At 51.2% G+C, this 22,190-nt stretch carries 17 protein-coding genes; 2 read left to right on the top strand and 15 right to left on the bottom strand.

The genetic code is table 11. The features are described from left to right. The 14 genes from IEY24_RS26020 to IEY24_RS25955 form a co-directional block, all read right to left on the bottom strand. A complete protein-coding gene (locus IEY24_RS26020; protein ID WP_229223160.1) occupies positions 1-1,662 on the bottom strand; it encodes a hypothetical protein in 1,662 nt (553 codons plus the stop codon). A gap of 10 nt (positions 1,663-1,672) precedes the next feature. Next, positions 1,673-3,898: a hypothetical protein gene (locus IEY24_RS26015; RefSeq protein ID WP_188937931.1), complete on the bottom strand. Its 2,226-nt coding sequence runs from the start codon at positions 3,896-3,898 to the stop codon at positions 1,673-1,675. Beyond that, a complete protein-coding gene (locus tag IEY24_RS26010) occupies positions 3,891-5,015 on the bottom strand; it encodes a BatA domain-containing protein (protein WP_188937929.1) in 1,125 nt (374 codons plus the stop codon). The genes IEY24_RS26015 and IEY24_RS26010 overlap by 8 nt, the downstream gene beginning before the upstream one ends. Beyond that, positions 5,015-5,908: a DUF58 domain-containing protein gene (locus IEY24_RS26005; protein WP_188937927.1), complete on the bottom strand. Its 894-nt coding sequence runs from the start codon at positions 5,906-5,908 to the stop codon at positions 5,015-5,017. The genes IEY24_RS26010 and IEY24_RS26005 overlap by 1 nt, the downstream gene beginning before the upstream one ends. Before the next feature lie 72 nt (positions 5,909-5,980). Further along, complete coding sequence (locus IEY24_RS26000; protein ID WP_188937924.1) at positions 5,981-6,964, bottom strand: AAA family ATPase; 984 nt, start codon at positions 6,962-6,964, stop codon at positions 5,981-5,983. A 135-nt stretch (positions 6,965-7,099) separates the two neighbouring features. Beyond that, a complete protein-coding gene (locus IEY24_RS25995; protein WP_188937922.1) occupies positions 7,100-7,717 on the bottom strand; it encodes a DUF4159 domain-containing protein in 618 nt (205 codons plus the stop codon). 2 nt (positions 7,718-7,719) lie between these two features. Then, positions 7,720-9,057: a TldD/PmbA family protein gene (locus IEY24_RS25990; protein WP_188937920.1), complete on the bottom strand. Its 1,338-nt coding sequence runs from the start codon at positions 9,055-9,057 to the stop codon at positions 7,720-7,722. A gap of 124 nt (positions 9,058-9,181) precedes the next feature. Further along, the gene (locus IEY24_RS25985; RefSeq protein WP_188937918.1) at positions 9,182-10,819 is read right to left on the bottom strand and encodes a TldD/PmbA family protein; all 1,638 of its coding nucleotides are present in this window, start codon (positions 10,817-10,819) and stop codon (positions 9,182-9,184) included. A 136-nt stretch (positions 10,820-10,955) separates the two neighbouring features. Next, positions 10,956-12,272, bottom strand: coding sequence for a TldD/PmbA family protein (locus tag IEY24_RS25980; RefSeq protein ID WP_188937915.1), 1,317 nt, complete (start codon positions 12,270-12,272; stop codon positions 10,956-10,958). 123 nt (positions 12,273-12,395) lie between these two features. After that, on the bottom strand, positions 12,396-14,039 hold the full coding sequence (locus IEY24_RS25975; protein ID WP_188937913.1) for a TldD/PmbA family protein: 1,644 nt from the start codon (positions 14,037-14,039) through the stop codon (positions 12,396-12,398). A gap of 198 nt (positions 14,040-14,237) precedes the next feature. After that, the gene (locus IEY24_RS25970) at positions 14,238-14,591 is read right to left on the bottom strand and encodes a response regulator (RefSeq protein ID WP_188937911.1); all 354 of its coding nucleotides are present in this window, start codon (positions 14,589-14,591) and stop codon (positions 14,238-14,240) included. A gap of 238 nt (positions 14,592-14,829) precedes the next feature. Beyond that, the gene (locus tag IEY24_RS25965; RefSeq protein WP_188937909.1) at positions 14,830-15,642 is read right to left on the bottom strand and encodes a sugar phosphate isomerase/epimerase family protein; all 813 of its coding nucleotides are present in this window, start codon (positions 15,640-15,642) and stop codon (positions 14,830-14,832) included. A gap of 11 nt (positions 15,643-15,653) precedes the next feature. Then, positions 15,654-17,042, bottom strand: a complete 1,389-nt coding sequence (locus IEY24_RS25960) for a sugar porter family MFS transporter (protein ID WP_188937907.1) — start codon at positions 17,040-17,042, stop codon at positions 15,654-15,656. 10 nt (positions 17,043-17,052) lie between these two features. Continuing rightward, positions 17,053-17,904: a phytanoyl-CoA dioxygenase family protein gene (locus IEY24_RS25955; protein ID WP_188937904.1), complete on the bottom strand. Its 852-nt coding sequence runs from the start codon at positions 17,902-17,904 to the stop codon at positions 17,053-17,055. Positions 17,905-18,041: 137 nt separating this feature from the next. Here IEY24_RS25955 and IEY24_RS25950 point away from each other — a divergent pair, with 137 nt between their 5' ends. Then, positions 18,042-18,938: an AraC family transcriptional regulator gene (locus tag IEY24_RS25950; RefSeq protein WP_188937902.1), complete on the top strand. Its 897-nt coding sequence runs from the start codon at positions 18,042-18,044 to the stop codon at positions 18,936-18,938. A gap of 58 nt (positions 18,939-18,996) precedes the next feature. Further along, positions 18,997-19,509, top strand: coding sequence for a heme-binding domain-containing protein (locus IEY24_RS25945; RefSeq protein WP_188937900.1), 513 nt, complete (start codon positions 18,997-18,999; stop codon positions 19,507-19,509). Positions 19,510-19,562: 53 nt separating this feature from the next. Here IEY24_RS25945 and IEY24_RS25940 read toward each other — a convergent pair whose 3' ends face one another. Continuing rightward, a complete protein-coding gene (locus IEY24_RS25940) occupies positions 19,563-21,974 on the bottom strand; it encodes a glycoside hydrolase family 9 protein (RefSeq protein ID WP_188937898.1) in 2,412 nt (803 codons plus the stop codon). Positions 21,975-22,190: the final 216 nt, after the last annotated feature.

Raw genomic sequence — 22,190 nt, 5'->3', positions numbered from 1 at the left:
TCACAACTTCGGCTCGATCCATAGCGCAGCCAGGCAGAGCATTAGCCAGGTAAGCCATGCCCAGCCGGGAAGCTTTTTGGTAGCAAACGAATCGTCCCTTCCACCAGCTGCTACTTTTAGTTTTTGTGTTGATTGAATAAAATGCTGCATGCGCGATGCATACCGCAACGAGGAGTAATCCTGCACGTAAAGTTCGGTATTGAGCGAATCGTGGAGAGATACCCACCCATTTTGAACCGGCAAAAAAGCAACAGTGGCCGAACGATCATTCACTGCCGAAGTAATCGTAGGCACAGTGTCCTGCCCCACCGTCAGAAATGGCGGAATGGGCTGAAAATTGTTTAAATGCATTGTCACAGGCACATTTTGAAAAACCGGGGCGTCGCATTCAATCACCGACGCCTGCGCGGGACGCGCATATGCGAGGATTTCACTCCAAACCTTTCCATAAGCAGTGCTATCGCCCGACAGTTGCATCGGAAAGGTTTCGTTCAGCAAGCTGACCGCGATGATGCCGGTCGTCTTTTCGGTCATCACCGGGTAATGCGACGCCCTCGCCTGGAAACGCTGCGGCTCGAAGCGGAAAGGCTGGGCTGTTAACGAAGTCGACACCGGTACCGACTCTTCATTAGAAATTTTCGCCGCCTGAAAGCGCGTGCCCAACGCCGCATTAATAGCCCGGAGCTCGGCGGCAGGGTCTCCCAGTTGCAGAAAAAGTACACTTTTACCGGCATTAACCGCCTTCCTGATCACCGCGTCAGCAGCATTCGCAGCGGTGGTTATGATCAGATCAGGCTCAGCGGCACGGTTGATATTCAGTTTGCTCCGGATATCGGTGGATAATGTGGCTTCATAGAGTGCGGCATGGCCCTGTTTCCCGAGCCAGGTAGCCAGATTTCTTGTTTCAAAATCGGGTGCATCGAGGAGAAACCGGATCGTCAGTTTCTGCCCGGGCAGTGTAAAAAAGCGTACCGTATCGATGGTCTGCCCGTTGAGATCGAGGGTCGTGGTGGTCCGGCCTTCGCTGAATGCGGGAAATGCAAGCCGGAAATTGTTGGTACCCACGTTGAGCATGACGCTATCGAGCGTCTGGCCGGCGTAGCGCACATGCAAGGTTTTTTTTCCCGTCGCTTGAATACTTCCTACAATCCGCTGCATTCCGCCTTTTCGCAATATGCCCTTCCAATGCAAATCGCTCAGCTCTTCCCGTGCAAAATAGGGCTCCCAATGCAAATCGGGCACATTTTTCAGTTGCCTTACCGACGCAAAAACCGTATTGGGGAACTCCTGACCGACTATTGCCAGCGTATCTACCAGCCCGGTACCGATTGCATCCTGACGGATCACCTCCGCCCCCGCCAAGCGATCACGGATGTCCCCCACAACCTCCGAAGGGACATTTTCGGCAATCAACAGTCCGATTTTCGACCTGCTACTTGATTTAAAATATGGGTCCAGTATCCATACAACGGCACTCAGCCATAATATTACATTCAAAATCAACCTGATACCCACCCTTCCCGAATGGCGGTGCCGCGTGTACAACAATCCGCACTGCACCGCGAGCAATGCCGTTGCCGCGAGCAGCAATGTTAAATCGACGGGTTCTGTCCAGTTAAAATCGGTATGAATCATTCGGTGAGTAATTCTTGCTAAATTCATTTAAAACGGGTTAACGTAGCGCTTTGCGGAATGCAGCCTCCAACTTTTTCTCGCCCGACCATGAAGCGCGGCTTTGCAATGTGACATCCGTGCGTTTGTACAAATCCCGTTTCAAACTAGCCATTTCAGCATCCTTCAATGCCCTGCCCGCCGCCAGTTTTTGCAGAGCCGCAATCATGTTCCAGTTCTGCAAACCTCCGTTGAACGGTCCGCTGTCGGACAGCCGCTGAACCATTTCAAAGCTTAATGCTGCCAGTTTCGGCCGCTCAACTTTGCTTAAATCACCCTTTTCCAGGTAGCCAAGCAAAGTAGTCGCCAGCGCAGTAGTTTGTTTTTGGTTAAACTCCTTTTCAAACTCCCATTTTGTCGTGAGATCTTTCATCTCGCCGGTCAGCCGCTTCTCCTTTTCCTTGATCGGCGGCGGGTCGTAACCACTTTTCTTCACGTAGGTCCTCGCCTTCTGCTGGGCAGTTTTAAGGTACTCCAAAGCCTTGTGCTCGAATGGAAGCGCTTTTTCAGGCTCATAAGTGCGCAAATGCAGCTCCGATTGCCACATTTGCTCCAAAGCCATTTTCAAAAGGCTGCGCGTCGATTGCTCGTAAAAGGTGTTCGTCTCGGCATCGTCGTGCGAGTGCGTATATTGTTCCATTAGCGCCGCAAGCGGGTCTTTCTCGCCCGCAGGCTCATTATGCTGATGTGTGTGCTCGTTCGTGTGCGTGGGTTCGCCCGTGTGAGGGTCGCCACCGCCAGGCTCGCCCGTACGCGATTCGGCGCCTTCGCCCTGCCCGTCGGAATGGTGGGTAAAGGCATCGACGATATTGCCATTATCGGACGCAGGATCGCCGCCGATGCTGGTTTCGAATTCTTCACCCAGATATTGCCCATAGCGCAGCCGGAGCACTTTTTGGTCAAAGCCGATTTCGTTGGAAGTGGAATTAAATTCAGTCTTTTTGAGCTTTTTTCGTCTGGCAATGAGCTTCTCCGTGTCGATAATAATCTGCCTCTGGCTTCGGAAATATTCGGGCATCACATTCACGGCCATGGTTGCCAACTCCGCCTCTTCCACATTCGCGGTGTCCTTGTACACCATGAAATAGGTGTCCGACTTGCTAAAATTCGCTTCGGGCCGGCGGTTGTCGATCGCCGCCCAATAATAGTAGAGCTCGTCGCCCGGAGTAAAATTCAATGCATTGAGGTCGATGGTTTTCTGAATGTTGGCTTCCCGGAAATCGGCTGGGGCAAGTGGGAGCCGAATTTCCCGGAATTTCACATTTTCGCCCGAACCGCGGGCTACGGTAGCGACGATAAATGCCTGCCTGACTTTGAAATCGTCCGATATTTTGGCAGTGACGCGGATGGTTTTCGGATCTTTCAAAAAATGATATTGATATAATTCCTTCGAGGCAGGTTCGATGCGCGGGGCAAGGTCGGGCAATGCTTCGAGTTTGTAGAAATCGGACTGATAAACGAGCGAATCCTTCCAATAACCTTTTATGGAATACAAACCTGAACCGGTAAGGCGGTCCTGATAGACGAATACGCCATTGATTTCACGCAAACTAACTTCTTCGCCCCGGCTGTTGGCAATCCGGACTGATAGCTGCTCTGGCCGATCGAACCAGACAGACCATTCTATCCGCGATCCGACGATCCCGCTGACATTCAAGTCGCCGGATTTACGTTCCGGCAAGCCGGTATAGTCGGGCGGCACTATTTTCACGGCGGAAGACGCAAATCTTGGAATAACCGGCTCAGAAGCGTTTTTACCTGCGGTCGCAGCTGATATCGGCTTCCCGTGCGAGGCATTTCGGTCACGGATTGTCGTCCAACTGTGGAAAATGCAGGTAGCCAGGACCACCGCCGCGAAATACTTCCAGATACCGCGGTACAATATGCGGCGCGGAAAGGTGATATTCCGTCCGCCGATCCGTTCGAGCTGCATTTGCTCGGCCACATTCAGATCGTTCCTGTCGAGCAAGTCGAGGCTGTATTCTGCATCGAGGTTATGGCTATGTATCAAAGAAATAGCGGCACTCCGCTTATCAGTAAATGCCCTGGTAATCCATATCCCAATCAACCAGCCGATAAAACGCGCACTGGAACTCAGCCACGGACTGTCGGGTAAAAATGCATTGGCCAGCATGTGGGCGGCTAAACCCAGCAAAAAACATTTGAGAATGGCAAGCCATTGCAAATGGGTATTCACCGAATTGACGAGTTTTCTTACATCAGCCATGGCTCCTACCCGTTTTGCGTAGCGCCAACCAGCGTTCCGCGGCCATCAACAATATCAGTATCAGCAGCAACCAGGGCCGCAATACCGCCTCTTCTTGCGCACCCGAAGCGGCAACTTTTTTAAACAATGCTTTCAACTGACCTCTGCTCAAAGGCGGGTTGGTTGTTCTGAAATCCAAATGTTCCACCAGCAAGTCGCCCAGCCACTCGGGCAACCGGCCGCTTTCGACCAGCTCCGAATCCGCCATCCGCAAGGTGTCGCGCAGCTGAATGACATTTGCCGGAGCATTCCATCGGGGCGCATTGCCTGATACGACATAGGTTGTTCCTGGTTGCGGATCTGGCCATTGTCTATCGGTAAAAACCCAATCGTAGTGGTCAACAGAGCCTTTTTTTTCTTCAATTTCAAAAGAAAAACCATAAACCTCACTCAATGCCGAAAGCGCAGCACGGACTGTGTGCCTTTCCGCCGCGTCGCGGTAGTCCAGCAGCACATGAAGGGTTCCGTTATGTGGTGGCCTGTTTTTCAAAATATCGACCTGCTTCTTTTGTGATGAATCAACTGCCGGAAAAAGCTGGTATTCACCGGGAACATATACTGGCGAGAACCCCTCCAATCCGCGGTCGTTTCGGAAATACAATCTAAAATCCTTCGCATTGCCCCCCGCCAATGCATTGATATTCTGCTGTAAAAATCCTGACCACGAAGTACCGACAGGCTTTACCGCGAGGTCGTTAACCTTCTCCGGCCTAGCTCCGAGCCAATAAATATGCTCGCCATTACGCTGCGCTTTTTTGAGCTCAAAACGATAGGTATCGGTAACAAGCCGGTCGGCCTGTACCAGATGAATCACTTCCGGCTTGCCTGCATTTTTGAACCAGTCGGCGGCCGGTTTGCTCAATATCAAAGCCAGCAGCAAAACCACTAAACACCGCAAGATCATCAGCCACACTTCATTCAATCGAATGCCTCGCTGTTGCGGCGTAGTTTGCTCGCCCAGCCAGCGCATTGCCGCCCATTCAATCGTTTTACCTTTTTTCTGGTACCAAAAATGAATTGCGACCGGTACCGCTACGGCCAGCATTCCCCAAAGCATATATGGTTGCAAGAATGCCATCAGCCTTTTCTTCTGGTTAAAAAAGCCTTCAAAACCATTCCGACAGGCTCGCTCATACGTACACGAACAAGGCGCACATGAGGGATTTGCAATGCCGTTTTCAAATCGGCCAGGTAGGCTTGGATCGACATTCTGAATGCGGTGCCTGCCGACTCTGCGTCCAGCTCCATCTCCCGTCCGCTTTCCAGGTCCTTGAACCTGTAAAATCCCTTTAAATTAAATTCCTCCTCCTGGTCGCCCAATATCTGGAAGATCACTATTTCTCTCTGAGGCCCGGCCAGAGAGCGTATCCAAGATAACCACTCGTCGCCGGTTTGCAGCAGATCACTCACAAAGATGAGTTGCTCCTTCTTTCTCAACTGAAATTCTGCGTGCCTCGGCCCGGACATTCCCCAGGACCCAGCCGCGGTGGCTTTTTCCAACCCTACCAGTATTTTTTGAAATGCCTGCCTGGCCGATGACGCCGAGCCTGTCCCGGCGATCGTTTCGACCTGCCCTTCCTTCAATCCATACAAACTCATCTGGTCGTTCTGGATGTAGCACAGGTAGGCAAGTGATGCCAGCAGGATTTGCGCATATTGTAGTCGGCTTACGCCATTTTCTGCATAATTCATCGATCCCGACAAGTCCAGTACAAACCGTATCTGCCGGTCGCTTTCCGTGGAGGATTCGCGGACGAGGTGTTTGTTGGTTCGCGCAAACAATTTCCAGTCAATGCGTTTCGGATCGTCGCCGGGTTCGTAATGGCGATATTGCTCAAATTCAATACCGATCCCCGACCGCTTGCTGGAATGAATGCCCAGCATCAGCTCCTCACTCACCAGTTTCCCGGTCAGTTGCAGGTTTTTGAGCTTAATAAGGCTGGACGCCAGTAATCCGGTAGTTTTTTGCATGGTGGCATTATTTGTCGGTTTCCGACGTCATTTCATCATCGTCTGTCGTTGCATGGTTCCATACTTGGAATATTACAACCCGGTCAATAACTCCATAATGGCATGATCGCTGGTAATACCCTCCGCCTCCGCGCGGAAATTCATGGCAATGCGATGCCGCAGCACCGGGTATGCCAATGAGCGGATATCCTCGGGCACCACGGAAAACCGTTCGTGCAACACCGCACGCGCCTTCGCACATAACACGAGTGCCTGCCCCGCGCGCGGGCCCGCGCCCCAGTCGCACCATTCCCGCACGAACTCCGACTGGGTCGTTTCAGGCCGTGACGAACGCACCAGATTGTTAATTCGCACCAACAATTCATCGGCTATATGTACCTGCCGTGTCAGCTTTTGCAGATCGGCGATTTCCGAATCGGACAAAATCCGACCAATTTCAGGCTTTGAAATGCCGGTAGTTGTCCGTAATACGTCCAATTCCTCCTCTTCGCTTGGATAACCCAGTTTGATATACAATAAAAAGCGGTCGAGTTGCGCCTCGGGAAGTGGATAAGTACCCGCTTGCTCGATAGGGTTTTGCGTGGCGATGATCAGGAATGGGTTAGGCAATGCATAATTTTCACCACCGTATGTCACGCTTTTTTCCTGCATTGCTTCGAGCAGTGCCGCCTGTGTTTTGGGCGGCGTCCGGTTGATCTCGTCGGCCAGAACCACGTTGGCAAATAGCGGCCCCCTGTTGAATTTGAAGAATTTTTTACCTGTCTCATGATCCTCTTCCAAAATCTCCGTACCGACAATATCGCCGGGCATCAGATCGGGCGTAAACTGGATCCGGCGGAAGCTCATATGCAATGCTTCGGACATTGTCTTGACCATCAATGTCTTGGCCAACCCCGGAACGCCCTCCAACAGGCAATGCCCGGAAGCGAGCAGTGCGATTAATATCTCGTCAATAGCCTCCTGTTGCCCAACAATTACCTTGGCGATTTCGGCTTTGAGTAACGGCAGCTTTGCTACTAATGTCCGGTAGTGTGACGTTGTCGTTAAGGTTTCCAAGTTTTGAGTGTTGTTTTGACCGCCGACGGCCGACCGCCGGGCATACATAAATATTTTTTACTACCAATTGTTTCACATTGACCACCAACCCGAACGGAACCAAAACTCGCATCGGCGGTCGCACCGCAGGCGCCCCTACCCCGTCAACGCATACACCACAATATTTACCCCGAACCGCGTATTGTCAACAGCCAGGAAACGTTTGTTCCTGAAATCATAATCCCATTCGCAGCCGTAGTCCTTATTGCTGTACAGGACGCCGATCTTTCCATTGATGGTGATGGCTTTGAGGTAATCGTGCACGAGGTCGTCGCCCCAGCCATTCAGCTCGAAGGAGGTGGTCGGCGGGCCGTCGTCGAATTTGAAAAAACTGTGGTATACCGGATGGTCGTTCGGAATCTTTTGCAAGGCTTTCGGGCCGAATGTCCGGGCCATTTCCTGCTCGAAAGATTTCGCAAAAAGCCCGTCGATGTCGTGGTTGCAGTCGTCGACGAACACAAATCCGCCGTTTTGCACATACCGTTTGAAATGGTCGCGCTCCTGGGCTGAAAACTCCACCAGTTTGTGCCCGCTCAGATAACAGAACGGGCTTTTGAATATTTCATTACTGCTCAGCTGAACTACTTTTTCCTTCTCGTCGACCGGTATTGTGGTGTACTCAACCAGCGAATGCAGCAAATTGGACGGCATTCGCTGGTCGGTATCCCAGTTACCGGAAGTGTATTGTATTCTGGTGAAGAAAAAAGGTTTCAATACTAAACTGCGTCAGATAACGATGAGAATGTGAACTCGCGGATTTTCATCGGCGGGATCAGGTAGTTACTATTGCTTTCGGTGCTCACCACGCGTTCGGGTTTGCCGAGCGTTTCGAGGTTGTTGAGCATGATCACCGGACTTTCGTTAAAACGGAAGTTTTTAATCGGATGTTTGATCACGCCATTCTCAATATAGAAAGTACCGTCGCGCGTGAGGCCCGTGAGCAAGAGCGTTTGCGGGTCGACTTCCCGGATATACCACAATTTGGTAACCAAAATTCCGCGCTGCGTGGATTTGATCATTTCATCCATACTGGCCGTGCCGCCTGCCATGATCACGTTCGTAGGGAATGGTACCGGCTTTACATTGTTCTTTTGAGCCCAATAACGCGAATAGACGAGATTTTTAACTACTCCGTTCTCGATCCAGTTGATCTTGTTCGCTGCCTGTCCGTCCCCGGACCAGGGTGATGAAGGCAAATCCGGATGAGTCGGGTCCGAATAGATATGGACACGCTCGTCGACGATCTTCTCGTTCAACTTACTTTTCCCGCCTGCTTTGCTCAGGAATGACCGGCCTTCGTCGGCGCTTCTCGCATCGAAATTGAAGAATATGTTTTCCAAAAGCACGACAGCTGCCGTGGGTTCGAGGATCACCGTGTATTTACCCGGTTCCAGTGCTTTCGCATCCACAGACCCTTTGGATTTCTGAATGGCGATTTTGGTGGCCGCTGCTGTATCCAGCTTATTTACATCGCTATATCCTTTGGCAACATATCCCGAGCCCTTCCCATCCGGCGTGCGCACGGTGAGCGAAAAATTGACGCTCGTGCTGGGGTAATAGGCAAAAAGCCCTTTGGAATTCATCATGGCAGAGTAGCCTTTCTGATTTTCCAGGAAACCGGCCGCCGTCATATTCTGTGAACGGGTCAGTTCGAGGCTTTTCGCGACTGCGTCGGCACGGTACGCGGGGTTAACGCCTGCGGTGGATTCGAAGAACCCATTGGATTTCAAATACGTCTGCGGTTCGAGTACGCCTACGTGCTCAGGGTTTTCGGGCGCCAGCCTCGCCAGCTCCTCCGATCTCCTGACTACTTTTTCAATCGACTCGTCGCTGAATTCGTCGATAGTCGCGACACCTACCTTCTTCCCGAATGCGGATTGCACCTGCAAATTCTGGTTGATCAGCGATCCGCTCGTCGACACTTCGTTGCGGGCATAGCGCAGGTTACCCCGTTCCTCACCCAGGATATTCACCTCGCATTCATCGGCTTTGGAATAGCTCAGCACTTTTTGGCACAGCGCCTTAGCTTCTGCTTCTGTTAATATGATGGCCATTTGCGTAATGCTTTTTTGATGGTCTATTGATTTTTAGGAGGATGGAATTCTATTTTCTGTTTGTTACTCCTTCCTCCCCTTCCTCCTTCTTCCCCTTCCTCCTTTTCTTCCCTTTCTTCCCTTCCTATATCTTCCTCGCGGTATTGATCACGTTAACCCCGTTAAACCGGGCCGTCGAACTGCCGTGCGATACGGCGCTGGATTGCATGGGCTGACCTTTACCGTCGAAAAACGAACCACCCAAACGGTAGTCGCGCTCATCGCAAACCTGCACGCACGAGTTCCAGAACTCCTGCGTATTCGACTGGTAAGCCACGTCTTTCAGCATTCCGGCGATTTTACCGTCTTTGATCTCATAGTATAGCTGCCCCCCAAACTGGAAGTTATAGCGCTGCTGATCGATCGAGAACGACCCGTCGCCGATGATGTAAATGCCTTTCTTGACATCCTTAATCATGTCATCCACCGATAATGGCGTTTTGCCCGCCGCCAGCGACACATTGGGCATGCGCTGGAATTGAACAGAACTCCAACTATCCGCATAGCAGCATCCGTGCGATTCTTTTGCACCGATAATGTGCGCCTGGTCGCGGATCGCCTGGTAGTTCACCAGCACACCGTCCTTCACCAGGTCCCATTGCTTGGTATTAACCCCTTCGTCGTCCCAGCCCACAGCGCCCAGCGAGCCTACCTGCAACTTATCCGCCACCAGGTTCACCTGCTTGCTGCCGTATTGGAAATTTTTGGATTGCCATTTATCCAGCGTCGCAAACGAAGTTCCGGCAAAGTTCGCCTCGTATCCCAGCACGCGGTCGAGTTCCAGCGGGTGGCCTACCGACTCGTGGATCGTAAGCCACAAATGCGAAGGATCGAGGATCAGGTCATATTTGCCCGCTTCCACCGACTTGGCTGTCAGCTTTTCCTTGGCCTGTTTGGCCGCCGCGGTCGCGTCTTCAAGCATGTCGTAACCTTTGTTGTAGCGGGTCGTGACGCCGGTAACCTTGTCTGCCGGGTTCGATTGCAAGTAATCATAACCCATTCCCATGGGCGCACTCAGCGATCTGCGGGTTTCAAATTTCCCAGATTTGGGATCAATGGTAGTCACATTGAAAAGCGGCCAGATGCGATGAATATCCTGGTCGATGTAGGAACCGTCGGTAGACGCGAAATATTTCTGTTCATTCACCTGAAACAGTATCGAATTCACATAGTTAGCACCGTTTTTCAAAGCGGCGTCGTTCACTGAGAGCAGTAAATCCACCTTTTCTTTAATAGGTACTTCAAAGGCATTCTTTTTAATAGGCGCCTTCCAGCTCACTTCTCCGAAACCTTTTTGCGGGGCGAGTTGAACCGGCTCTTTCATGAGTTTCGCATTGGCCTTTGCGATTGCCACGGCCTCTTCCGCCGCTTTTGCCATCTGCGTTTCATTTTTGACATCCACTACCGCGGCAAAACCCCAGCAGCCATTGGCAATGACCCTCACGCCAACACCGTAAGATTCGGTATTGACGATGTTCTCGACCTTGTCCTCACGGGTGGTCACATACTGGTTGAGGTAGCGCCCAATACGCACATCGGCATAAGAAGCTCCCTTGGATTTGGCGGCGTTCAGCGCAGCGTCGGCGAGCCGCTTTTTGACGACCACGTCTTCACCCGGCATCAGCAATGCCTCTGGCGACACCGCGCGGCCCATTGCAAGGCCCGGCAACATGAACGCTCCCGTTCCGAGCCCGGCCATTTGAATAAAATCTCGTCGTTTCAAAGTGTAGATGTTTAGCTAATAGAATTGATTGGGTGAGTTAAAAAAGTGCAATCCATAAGTTAATGAACGGCTGCGCTTGTTTCAACTCACCTGTTATGGATGGCGTGACGCCGGGTTAAATGGATTGCCGTATGTGCTATACAGCGTCCGAAAGGCTCGTAAATGTAAAATCACGGATTTTAAGCGGGGGAATAAGGCTCCCGTTAATACGCACCGATTTCCCGATCGCTTCCACATTATTGAGCATGATCACCGGACTTTCGTTGAACCGGAAATTCTTTACGGGATATTTGATCTGACCATTTTCAATATAGAAAGTTCCGTCGCGCGTGAGGCCTGTATAGAGTAACGTCTGCGGGTCGACGGTACGGATGTACCAGAAACGCGTAACCAGGATACCTTTCTCGGTGCCCTTGATGAGATCGGCCAGTGACTTGTCGCCACCCGGAAAAATGATACCATCCGGCGATGGGATCGCCTTTACACCCTTTTTTTCCGCCCAAAACCGCGAGTAGTACATGTTTTTCACTACCCCATTTTCAAACCAGGTTACTTTCTCTTGCGGCCTGCCGTCGCTGGCAAATGGCGACCCCGGTATTTCGGTATTTGTGGGGTCGGAATAGATCGTCACGCGTTCATCGAGCAGCTTTTCACCCAATCGGGTCTGGCCGCCTTTTTTGCCCAGAAAGCTTCTGCCTTCATCGGCGCTGCGTCCATCCATATTCCGCATCATGTTCAGAATGAGATCATGGGCGGCGGTCGGTTCGAGGATAACGGTATATTTGCCTGGTTCCAATGCCTTGGCATTCACAGATGCCATTGCCTTTTGCATCGCAATTTCCGTGGCCGTCTGGGCATTCAGTTTGGCCGCATCGTTGTAATCGCGCTGCACGAAGCCCGAGCCGGTGCCATCCGCAGTCCTCACCGTAACCGAAAAATCTACGGACGTCGATTTGTTATAACCAAACAGCCCCTTGTTGTTCCCCAGCGCCGTAAACCCGCTCGTGTCTTGCATGAAACCGGCTGCGGTCAGATTCTTTTTGGAACAAGGTTCAATGCTGCCGAAAGCCGCCTTGGCGCGGAACTCCGGGCCGATTTCCGCCGTGCTATCCGCGAAAGCATTGGTATTCACATATTGCTGTGACCCGAGCATAGGCATATATTCCGGATTGTCAGGCGCAAGCTTCGCGATTTCCTCCGCGCGCCGCACGGTCTTTTCCAGAGACGCGTCGTCAAATTCATTGATCGTAGCCGTCCCCGATTTTTTGCCATAAACAGCTGTAACGGAGAGCGACAAATCAGTGGTCTCACCGCTCGTCGACACCGAATTGCGTGCATAACGGATATTGCCCGTCCGGTTGCCCGAAAGCGACGCGCTGATCTCGTCAGCCTTCGAAAACGCCAGGACTTTATCTATGATTTTTTTTGCTTGTTCTTTTGTAAGGATTGCCATTTTGCGTGATGCTTTTTGATGGTCGTTTGCAAGGGAAGAAAGGGAGGAAGGAGAAAAGGGAGGGAGGGAGATGTGAATGCATTCCTTCCTCCCCTTATTCCTTTTCCTCCCCTTCCTCCTCTCTTAAATTTTTCGTCCTGTATTAATAACATTCACCCCGTTAAACCTCGTCGTCGAACTTCCGTGCGAGACGGCGCTGATCTGAGCGGGTTGACCTTTGCCGTCGAAAAACGATCCGAAGGTGCGGTAATCGTCCTTGTCGCAAAGCTGTACGCACGAGTTCCAGAATTCCTGGGTGTTGGATTGATATGCAACATCTTCGAGCATTCCCGTGATTTCGCCGTTTTTGATTTCGTAAAAAACCTGTCCTCCGAACTGGAAGTTATAGCGCTGCTGATCAATTGAGTAGGAACCTCTTCCGACGATGTAAATGCCCTTTTCCACACCTTTGATCATATCGAGCACGCTGCGTTTCTCACTACCCGGTTTAAGACTGATATTCGGCATGCGCTGGAATTGAACCGAGCTCCAATCATCGGCATAGCAGCAGCCGTGCGACTCTTTTTCGCCCAGTATTTGTACCTGGTCGCGGATCGCCTGGTAGTTGACAAGTATCCCGTCCTTGATAATGTCCCATTCTTTACAGGGAACGCCCTCGTCGTCGTACCCCACCGCGCCCAGCGTATGTGCCTGCGTCTTATCGGCGACGATATTGACGAGCTTGCTGCCGTAATTAAAGTTCTTTGTCTTCCATTTGTCCAGCGTCGCGAAGCTCGTACCGGCGTAATTGGCTTCATAACCCAGCACCCGGTCGAGCTCCGTTGGGTGCCCTACCGACTCGTGAATGGTGAGTCCGAGGTGGTTGGGATCTAAGACAAGGTCATACTTGCCCGGTATCACCGATTTCGCCGTTACTTTCTCCTTAGCCTGCTTCGCCGCCATGATCGCATCCTCGACCATGTCATAAGCGTTGCGATAGCCCACCAAACCGTTTGGGCCGGCGATTTTTTCACTTGCCAGGGCGTCAAGATACTCGTAACCCATACCCATAGGCGAGCTGATCGCGTCACGGGTTTTGAACTTGCCCGAAGCTTTATCGGTCACGGTCACGGTGAATGTAGGCCAGATCCTGTGAACATCCTGATCGATGAAAGAACCGTCGGTTGAGGCAAAATATTTCTGCTCGTTGATAAAAAACAGGTTGGACGTCACAAAGTTGGCACCATTGTCCATGGCAGCACCGTTGACGTTCATCAGCAGGTCTATCTTTTCCCTAACCGGAATTTCGAATGCATTTTTGGTGAGCGGCGTCTTCCATACCTGATCGCCAACGCCTTTTTGCACGGCTAGTACGACGGGTTCTTTCTGAAACTTCGAATTCGCTTTGGCGATGGCAACTGCGGTAGCGGCGCATTTAGCGATACCGTCGGGCGTCACGTCGCTCGTAGCCGAAAAACCCCAGGTACCGTTAGCGATCACACGGACACCGATGCCGTAAGACTCGCCATTCACGATATTCTGAACCTGCTTTTCACGGGTAAACAGGTATTGCTGCAAATAGCGGCCGATACGGACGTCCGTGTACGTGGCACCCTTGTCGCGGGCGGCATTCAACGCTATTTCGGCAAGCTTTTTCTTGGTTGTGGAATCGAGCCAGGGGTTGAGCAGCTGCTCTTCGGCCACGGGATTCCCGATGACGGGGACCTCGGAGAGCATCATAGCGCCCAAGCCAAAGCCTGACATCTGCATGAAGTGTCTTCTTTTCATTGGTTAAGGTTTAGCCTTCCGGCAATAGATGAAGAATGTCGGATGTTGACTCTCCAATGTAATCAATATATCCTCAACAAATATTCGTGTGGCAATTTTTTTTACGGCAAACAGTTTGCGGTAAACGATTTGCGGCAAACAAAAAAGCGCCGGAAACCACATGGGCTCCGGCGCTCTCCGCATTCGGATAATCAATACCTAATATAAACGTGAGATCATCAACGTCCGGAGCTGCTGTTCATCCCATGGCTTGTTAACATAGCTATGAAAATACCCCTTTCCGGCGGCCCAACGAAATTCTTCCGTGTACGCATTGCCCGTAAGCAGTACCCGCATGCTGGAAGGATATTGATCGGAAGCCAGTTTGAGAAATTCAAGCCCTGTCATTTCAGGCATCTGATGGTCTGCAAAAATGACGTCTATCTTGTGTTCATCGAGAATTTTCAACCCTTCTTCGGTTGAATTGGCCAGATAAATTTGGGCATCTCTTCGGAAAGTCGCCTTAAAGGAATTCAGATTATTGATTTCATGGTCAACATAAAGGATGCTCATAGTTATTAGATCGATCGGGGGGTTACTACAAAGCAAATTTATGAATTAACTCATTAACCAGAACAAAATCCGGGGTTGCACCAAACAACCGAAAGCCTTGTGTAAATTCCCAAAGGTATCACATTTTGCACCTGTGTAGCTAAAAAACGACTCACACTCAGCATCTTATTGACAAGGATTTTATTTAACGGTAAAATCTTTGTCAATTAAAATGTTGAAAAATAATTAGATCGATCGCCTAAATATGCTGATACCGGTCTTTCAACAGGTGCATCATATGCACATTCACGTCCCACTGGCTCACGAGAGGCATTTGCGTGTAGGGCATAGCCGGCATGTAAGGTGCAGGTCCAAACTCGGTGGTGATCGTGAGCGTAGTTCCGTTCTGAGCATGAAGCGATGCGATACGGTCCCACCAGCTAAGATGTGCTTGGAGCACATCTTCCCATTCTGGTGCGCGGGGGTCGTTCACTTGCGGACCTTCCGGGTGGCCTACGCGGCTGTGGATATGGACGGTGCGGGAAATGGCGAGGGCTACCTCGTCGGACAGATCCGCCAAAAGTGATTCGTGGACGCTGCACCAATGCGAAATATCCAGCGCAATGCGGAGCCCGGGGTCGGATTGGAGGTAACCCATCGTGATATGGGCCGCGAAAAGGCTTTTGCCCCGATGTGTTTCGTGGATAATTGGTATTCCGGAATCGGCGGAAAGTTTTGCAGCCAGCGCAAAAAGTCTTTCATTTTGGGCTGCATTGAAATAATCCTTGCCCGTCTGACAATTGATGAGCACCGGTCGGGCTTCGATCAGATTGCGGAGGTATTTCTCGTAGTTTGCCGCGTGCTCGTCGATATCTTTCTCGAACGACTGCCAGTACTGCCCGATTAGCAGGAGATCATGGGTTGCCAGCGTGTCGAGGATGGTTCGCTTTTCAGCCGGATCGAACGGCAGTGCCATTTCTACACCGTCGTAACCGGCGGTTTTAACATTTTTACAGAAAGTATCAAACGGAAGGGTATTCCCCCACTCCGGAGCATAAAATTGAATGGTCATTCGGTTGGCAATCAGCTTTTTTGCAATAGTTTTTCAATTTCTTCCAAAGAGCGGCCTTTGGTTTCGGGAATGCTGGTCCGGATGAAAAAGAAGTAGACCAGGCATATCGCTCCATGGATCAAAAAGGTGACCGGGATGCCGAAATACTGATTCATGATCGGAAACAGCGCCGTGGTGAAGAAATTGGCGATCCATAATGCGAGTGTCGCCACCGCCATCGCATTCCCACGGATGCGGTTCGGAAAAATCTCCGAAAGCGTCACCCAGGTAACCGGCCCAAGCGTGGCCGAGTAAATGCCTACAAACGCCAGTACGAAGACCAGTACCCACAACCCGGGCCATTGGAAATAAAATGCGGCCGACAAAGCCAGCGCATCAATGAATAGAAGCAACGAGCCGTACAAGAGAAGCTTTCGGCGACCCGCCTTGTCGATCGTACCAATGGCAATAAATGTGAATACGAAGTTGGTCACTCCGATAATAATCGACTGCAAAAAGGCCGAGTTCTGCGCCATGCCCGCCTTTTTAAAGAGCTCTGGCGCGTATGAGAAAATCGAGTTCTGCCCGACGATTTGCGAAAATATGGCGATCATGATTCCGATAAACACAATATGCCATACATCCTTGCGGAAAAGGTCGGCGACCTTGTATTCGGTTTTATCGGCGAAACTTTGTTCAATCTGTTCCTGTTCGGCCAATGCATAATCCAATCCGCCAACACGTTCGAGAACGATGTGTGCTTCAAATTCCCGTCCGGCACGTATCAGCCAGCGCGGACTTTCGGAGGCCATAAAAAGGCTGAAATAAAATAGCAGCGCGGGGATCGACTGGGAAGAAAACATCCACCGCCAGTTGTCCTCGATATCCAGTAATAGATAGTTAGAAAAATAGGCTAGCAATATGCCCACCACAATGGAAAGCTGGTAAAACGATACTGTCGTGCCGCGCATGGGTGCGGGCGAGATTTCGGCCAGGTAAATAGGGCAAACGAGCGCCGCAGCCCCTACGGCCACGCCGCTGAGCATACGAAAGCCTATAAACATGGGAAAGTTCTCGGCCCAGCCGGTACCACCGCCGGTAACCGCAAAAAGTATCGCGCAGATCATCAGGAGCTTCTTCCGTCCAAGCCGTTCGCAAAGCCAGCCGCCCATGATAGCGCCAATTGCAGCCCCCAGGTTGATGCAACCGACAGCCCAGCCCGTTTCCAGTTCATTCAACCCGAAATGTGCCTGGAAAAACCCGACCGTCCCGGAAATGATGACCAGGTCGAACCCAAATAATATCCCGCCCAGCGCCGCGATGGCACTGAGCAAATAAACATACCCTTTGTTGATCCGGACAGGCCCCGGCCCATCCAGTCCGGGCTCGGAACCCGAAAACGTCCCGGCAAGGTGCGCCATAGTGTGTATTTTATTTAAGTGATACGTCTGCTTCTTTGCTCAGAAAATCAGCCTCCGACTCAGTCAGGCCCGCCGTGTCCCAGGTAAGCAGCGCTTCGTCAGGAACGATTTCAATGGGCGTTATGCTCGCCGCCGACGATGACGATTCATTATGTCCGACATTGGTAGAACGGTTGTAGCACGAAATCAGCGACCAGCGCGGACGGTCCGAGACGTTGGCATCCGAACGGTGCAGTATATTGCTGTGAAAGAACAGCGCATCGCCAGCGTCCAGCTCCACGAAAACGTGTTCCAGCGTTTTTAGCGCGAGGTCAACATAACGCTGCGACGCGCCCACCTGCTCGCCCGAGAAGCCGTGCTCTACCCGGCCCATCTTATGAGAGCCTTTAATGACTTGCAGGCAGCCGTTTTCTACATTGGCGTCCGTCACTGCGATCATCACCGACATCATCTGTTCGGGATAGAGAAATTCATTTTTATACCAATAACCGTAATCCTGGTGCCATTCCCAGGCCCCGCCTACGCGCGGCTCTTTTTGCATGAGTTTGGAATGGTAATGGCAAACCGAATGCCCCTCGTCGCCAGGCTGACGTTCGAGAAGCTGATCCACAGCCCCCACTAACGTGTTGCCCCTGGTCAGCAGGCCGTACACATCATCGCCGGGTTTGTACCACAAGGAAAGCTTGCTCCGCTTACCGGTGCTGTCGTTGACATTGATGGCATGCTTGCTGATCGAGGCATCCTCTATCGCAATATGATAGAGCCTTGAAACTTCCTCTTGGTCGTAAAATCCGCGGACGATCAGGTAACCATCCTTATTGTATTGCTGAATCTGAGCGTGTGTCAAAAGTTGCTTTGCCATGGAAGTGGGATTAGGAATAGTACTTTAACATCCCAAAATTCAGCTATTCCAGGAAATAAACGAATGAACGATTTTGTCTAAAACATGGATTATTTTATCTTTACCTAGTTCATTACCTCCTCATTAAAACACACATTATGCGCAAAAGCAGAGGCTTCGAAGGTGAGCTGATCATTGATATACCCAAAGTGGCAACTTCCCATTGCGAGCAGTTACCGCTGATCAGCCAGCTGTTCATCGCAAGGATGGGTTATTATCCCAAAGCACTACACCATTATTATCAGCGACCAAACGGCATTTCACAAGCTATCCTGCTGTATTGCAGCGCCGGTCAGGGTTGGATTGAACTAGGCGGGAATGTCGCTCAGATACACGCGGGCGAAGTCGTTGTCCTGCCGACCGACGTACCTCATTCGTACGGTGCCAACCAGATCAATCCGTGGAGCATTTACTGGCTTCACCTTGCAGGCGGCCATAGCAATGCAGCCGCAGCAGCGGTCATGGAACGGGACGGCGAACCTGCAAAGGCGGTCCAGGTAGGGTTTTCCGACGAGCGCAACGCACTTTTCACGCACATCGCCAGAACTTTGCTGAAAGGATACAGCGCCTCTAATCTGATCCATGCCAATCTGGCCTTACCGCATTACCTTTCGTCATTCATCGCGCCCGAGCATTTTAGCTCGCAGAAGTTGTCAGAATCCTTTGCAAGCCCTACCGAAAAGGCAATCCTGTACATGCAGGAAAATCTTTCCAGTTCCCTTACACTGGATAATATTGCCCGTTCGGTAAATTTATCGGTTTCATTTTTTTCCAGAAAATTCAAAAAAGATACCGGCTATGCGCCGATTGAGTATTTCAATTATCTCCGCATTCAGAAGGCTTGCCAGCTGCTTCATTTCAATACCTGGCGGATAAATGAAGTGGCTTCCGCCATCGGAATCGACGATCCGTTCTATTTTTCGAGGCTGTTCAAACAGCAAATGGGCCTGTCGCCTGCGCACTATCGAAAAAATAAGGGGATAGAACGGCAGTAAAAAAGACAGGTGCCGGAATTATTAAGCATATTAAGACCTAATCTAATCACCATAGGACATGTTAAGAAAAATCCTGCTCGCCCTTCTGGCCGCTTTCATTATCATTCAGTTTATCCGTCCCGAAAAAAACCTCTCCGACGACCAGTCGATGAACATCGCGACGAAATATGACGTCCCGGCCGACGTGAAGAACATCCTGGAAGTGGCCTGCAACGATTGCCACAGTAACAAAACCGTCTATCCATGGTACTACAATATCCAGCCTGTGGCATGGTGGATGAACAACCACATCGTAGACGGCAAGCGGCACCTCAACTTCTCGGCATTCACCGGCATGTCCATTGCACGGCAGAACCACAAACTGGAAGAAACAGTCGAAATGGTGGAAGACAATGCCATGCCGCTTGAATCGTATACTGTATTGGGTATGCATGGCGACGCAAAGCTCACCACTGCGCAGCGCGAGCGCCTCATCCAGTGGGCAAAAGCGCAAATGGACACGCTGAAAGCAAAATATCCGGCCGACAGCCTGATCATGCCTAAAAGAACCCCCGCGCCCGGACAGCACTAGGCTGGTGATATAACGGGCAGCGATGCATTCGTTTGTTGCTGCCCGTTACCATGTCAGTTTTTAAAAATCCTTTGCGTGAATAGCTTTTCATTTCCCTTCTCCACACTCAGGAGATAAATTCCTTTGGCCACATTGGGAATTAATATACGGCCGCTGCCATCCATTTTGCGGCGCATTACTTCCACGCCGGCCATACTGGTGAGTTTCACGGTAACGATACCGGTGTACGGAGGCATTTGCAAGTCCGCGTAGTCGCTCAGCGGATTCGGTCCGACGCGGAATGGCACATCGCCCTTGCGATACAGGGCGATGATTCTGGAATAGTCAAATTGTCCGTCAAAATCTACCTGTTTTAGCCGGTAATAGGTAGTGACAGCCGGCGTTTCGGTGTCGGTGAAAGTATAATGGTGGGCCACGGAGGTGGTGTTGTGTCCCTTTAATTCCCCTATCATACGAAAATCAACGGCGTCGGTCGAGCGCTCGATTTCGAAACGGTCGTTATCGGTTTCCGAAACCGTTTTCCAGTACAATTGCGCCTGTCTGTTATCCAGCTCCTTTAAATAAAAACCAGCCAGCTCCACAGGTAACGGGTCCTCGATCGGCAATGTCGAATGCGCGAGCAAGCGAACGTAAGCAGCCTGATAATAAATCGCCGGCTCTGTGATCTCCCAGCTGTTGGTAGGCCAGCCGGTGTTAAAATCGAGGTAGCTTTTCTGGCGCGGCTGGCCGAACGGGGGCGATTGGCCACCGATCGTGTAGTCGGCATTGGGCCCGCCCACAACGTAACCCGGCGCCGGGCCGTTCGGCGACGTAAGGGCATTGTCGTAAATGGTGCCGTCGTTGAACCACGTATGATAAATCTCGTTGGCGCAACGGTCCCCGCCCACCGCGTACATATTGGACAAATACACCACTCCCTGCGGATTAACCCCATGAAAATAATGGATCTGCTCCGCGGCCTTGCGTTGCAGGCTTGCCGTACTGCCAAGACCGGCTTTAAGCATCGTACGGTTTACATTGGCATAATCGGCTTTGGGCATGTTGCTGCCCCAGTGATACGACCAATCGGGCATAAAAGCGCGGTAAAGATCGGCCGTCGTCCAGCCGAAGAAGTCGTTCCAGTTACCGTTCACGGCCGTTCCTGCCGAGTTCAGGATCGCCGCCGCGACCGTCGGATTGGCGCCCGGAAGCTTGGCGTAGCGCAGCAATGCATCCTGCAATTCGGTAGCATCGACGCCCCAGTAACCCGAGCTCATCACGTCGGTACCCGCGTAATTGTTGGCCACAAACTGGTTATAAACTGCATTGCCGGTCCGCTCGAAAAGGTAAATCGCAGCGATCACCATCATATTCCGCTGCGGCCCGACCCCCACATCGGCATCGCCCGAAACAATACTACCATCGTCGCAATTGGTTTGCAGGGTATTTGAATTATAAAATGGCAACACATAATTAAAGCAGCTCACAGCTTTTGCTTCCAGCTGTCCCGCGTACGCACTCAGCGCGGGTACACCCGCATACACAAGGGCCGCATGCGAGAACACCGATGCGATGGTTGCCGACGCCGAAGTGCAGACAGGGCCATAGTAGCGGCCATCCACATTCACGCTCGGAGGCGAGGAAACATTTTCGCTGTAATTCCGGCTCCCCATTTTGTTGTGCGTACTGCCGTCGGCGTTCGTCATTTTGAAGAGCCAGTCGAGCTCCCATTTCACCTCGTCGAGCAGGTCGGAAATGCCGTTTTTGCTTTCGGGGATATTGAAATTATCTGTAAAAACAGCTGGATTTTCTTCGTAGGCATACAACAGGTCGTGCAGCGGACTGTGCGTGAAGGATACATACTTATTGTAATCCCCGGCATCGAACCAGCCGCCCGTCAGGTTCTTTTCCAGGGCTGCGTTCGTCTGGTCATACACGTACCGGCATTGCTGATCCTGCAATGCATGCATAAAATTGTTTCCGTCGGTCCATTTGCTTTGTGCGTACGGGGCTGTTTTTGCCATATTGCAGCGGTTGTAATAAAACATTTTCATGGCTGCCAGCATCACGTTACCGTAAGGATTAGTGGTAATTTCAAAAACCGCCGATCGCTGGTTGCCCACCGGATCGAATACATAGTAAGTACCCGCGGTCGTCAACGCAGAGAAATCGAACCACCAGCCCTGATCGCCAGAGGTGCTCTGGGTATTGCCGTTATTCCAAACGGTAACCGGACCTGTGAACACTACTGCATTGGTGGCACTATTACGCACCTCCATGGTCGAAGGTGGCGTGTAGCTCAACGCGGCGTTGTATCCCACGACCGGGTTACTCAGTACCGCGACCTTTTCGGCCGTCGGCGCATAACCGAACTGATCGACGTGAATGAACTGGCTGATCTGTGCGAGTCCCTGCACGGACAGCATCAGACATAACAAAAGTGTAAGAATACCCTTCCCGGGCAAGCGGAGGTAATGCTTTCTCATGGCTACATGGTTTGAGTTGAATGAAAATCCTGTTCAAGAATCAACAACAGAGCCGGCCAATGCCCTTTTCGGCTAGGATGGGAATCGTTTCAGGTTGTTCCGAAAGGCTCGGCCTGAAATACATTCAAATTTATTCTTAATATTTTACAGAACAAATAGACAAGTGTCGTAGAATTTATTAACCGGAAGCATTTTCTTGTTTTTAAAAATAATGCA

The sequence above is a fragment of the Dyadobacter endophyticus genome, from assembly GCF_014641595.1.
GTDB lineage: Bacteria > Bacteroidota > Bacteroidia > Cytophagales > Spirosomataceae > Dyadobacter > Dyadobacter endophyticus.
Note: the sequence above shows the minus strand (reverse complement) of the source record. Positions and strands in the feature narration are given on the sequence as shown.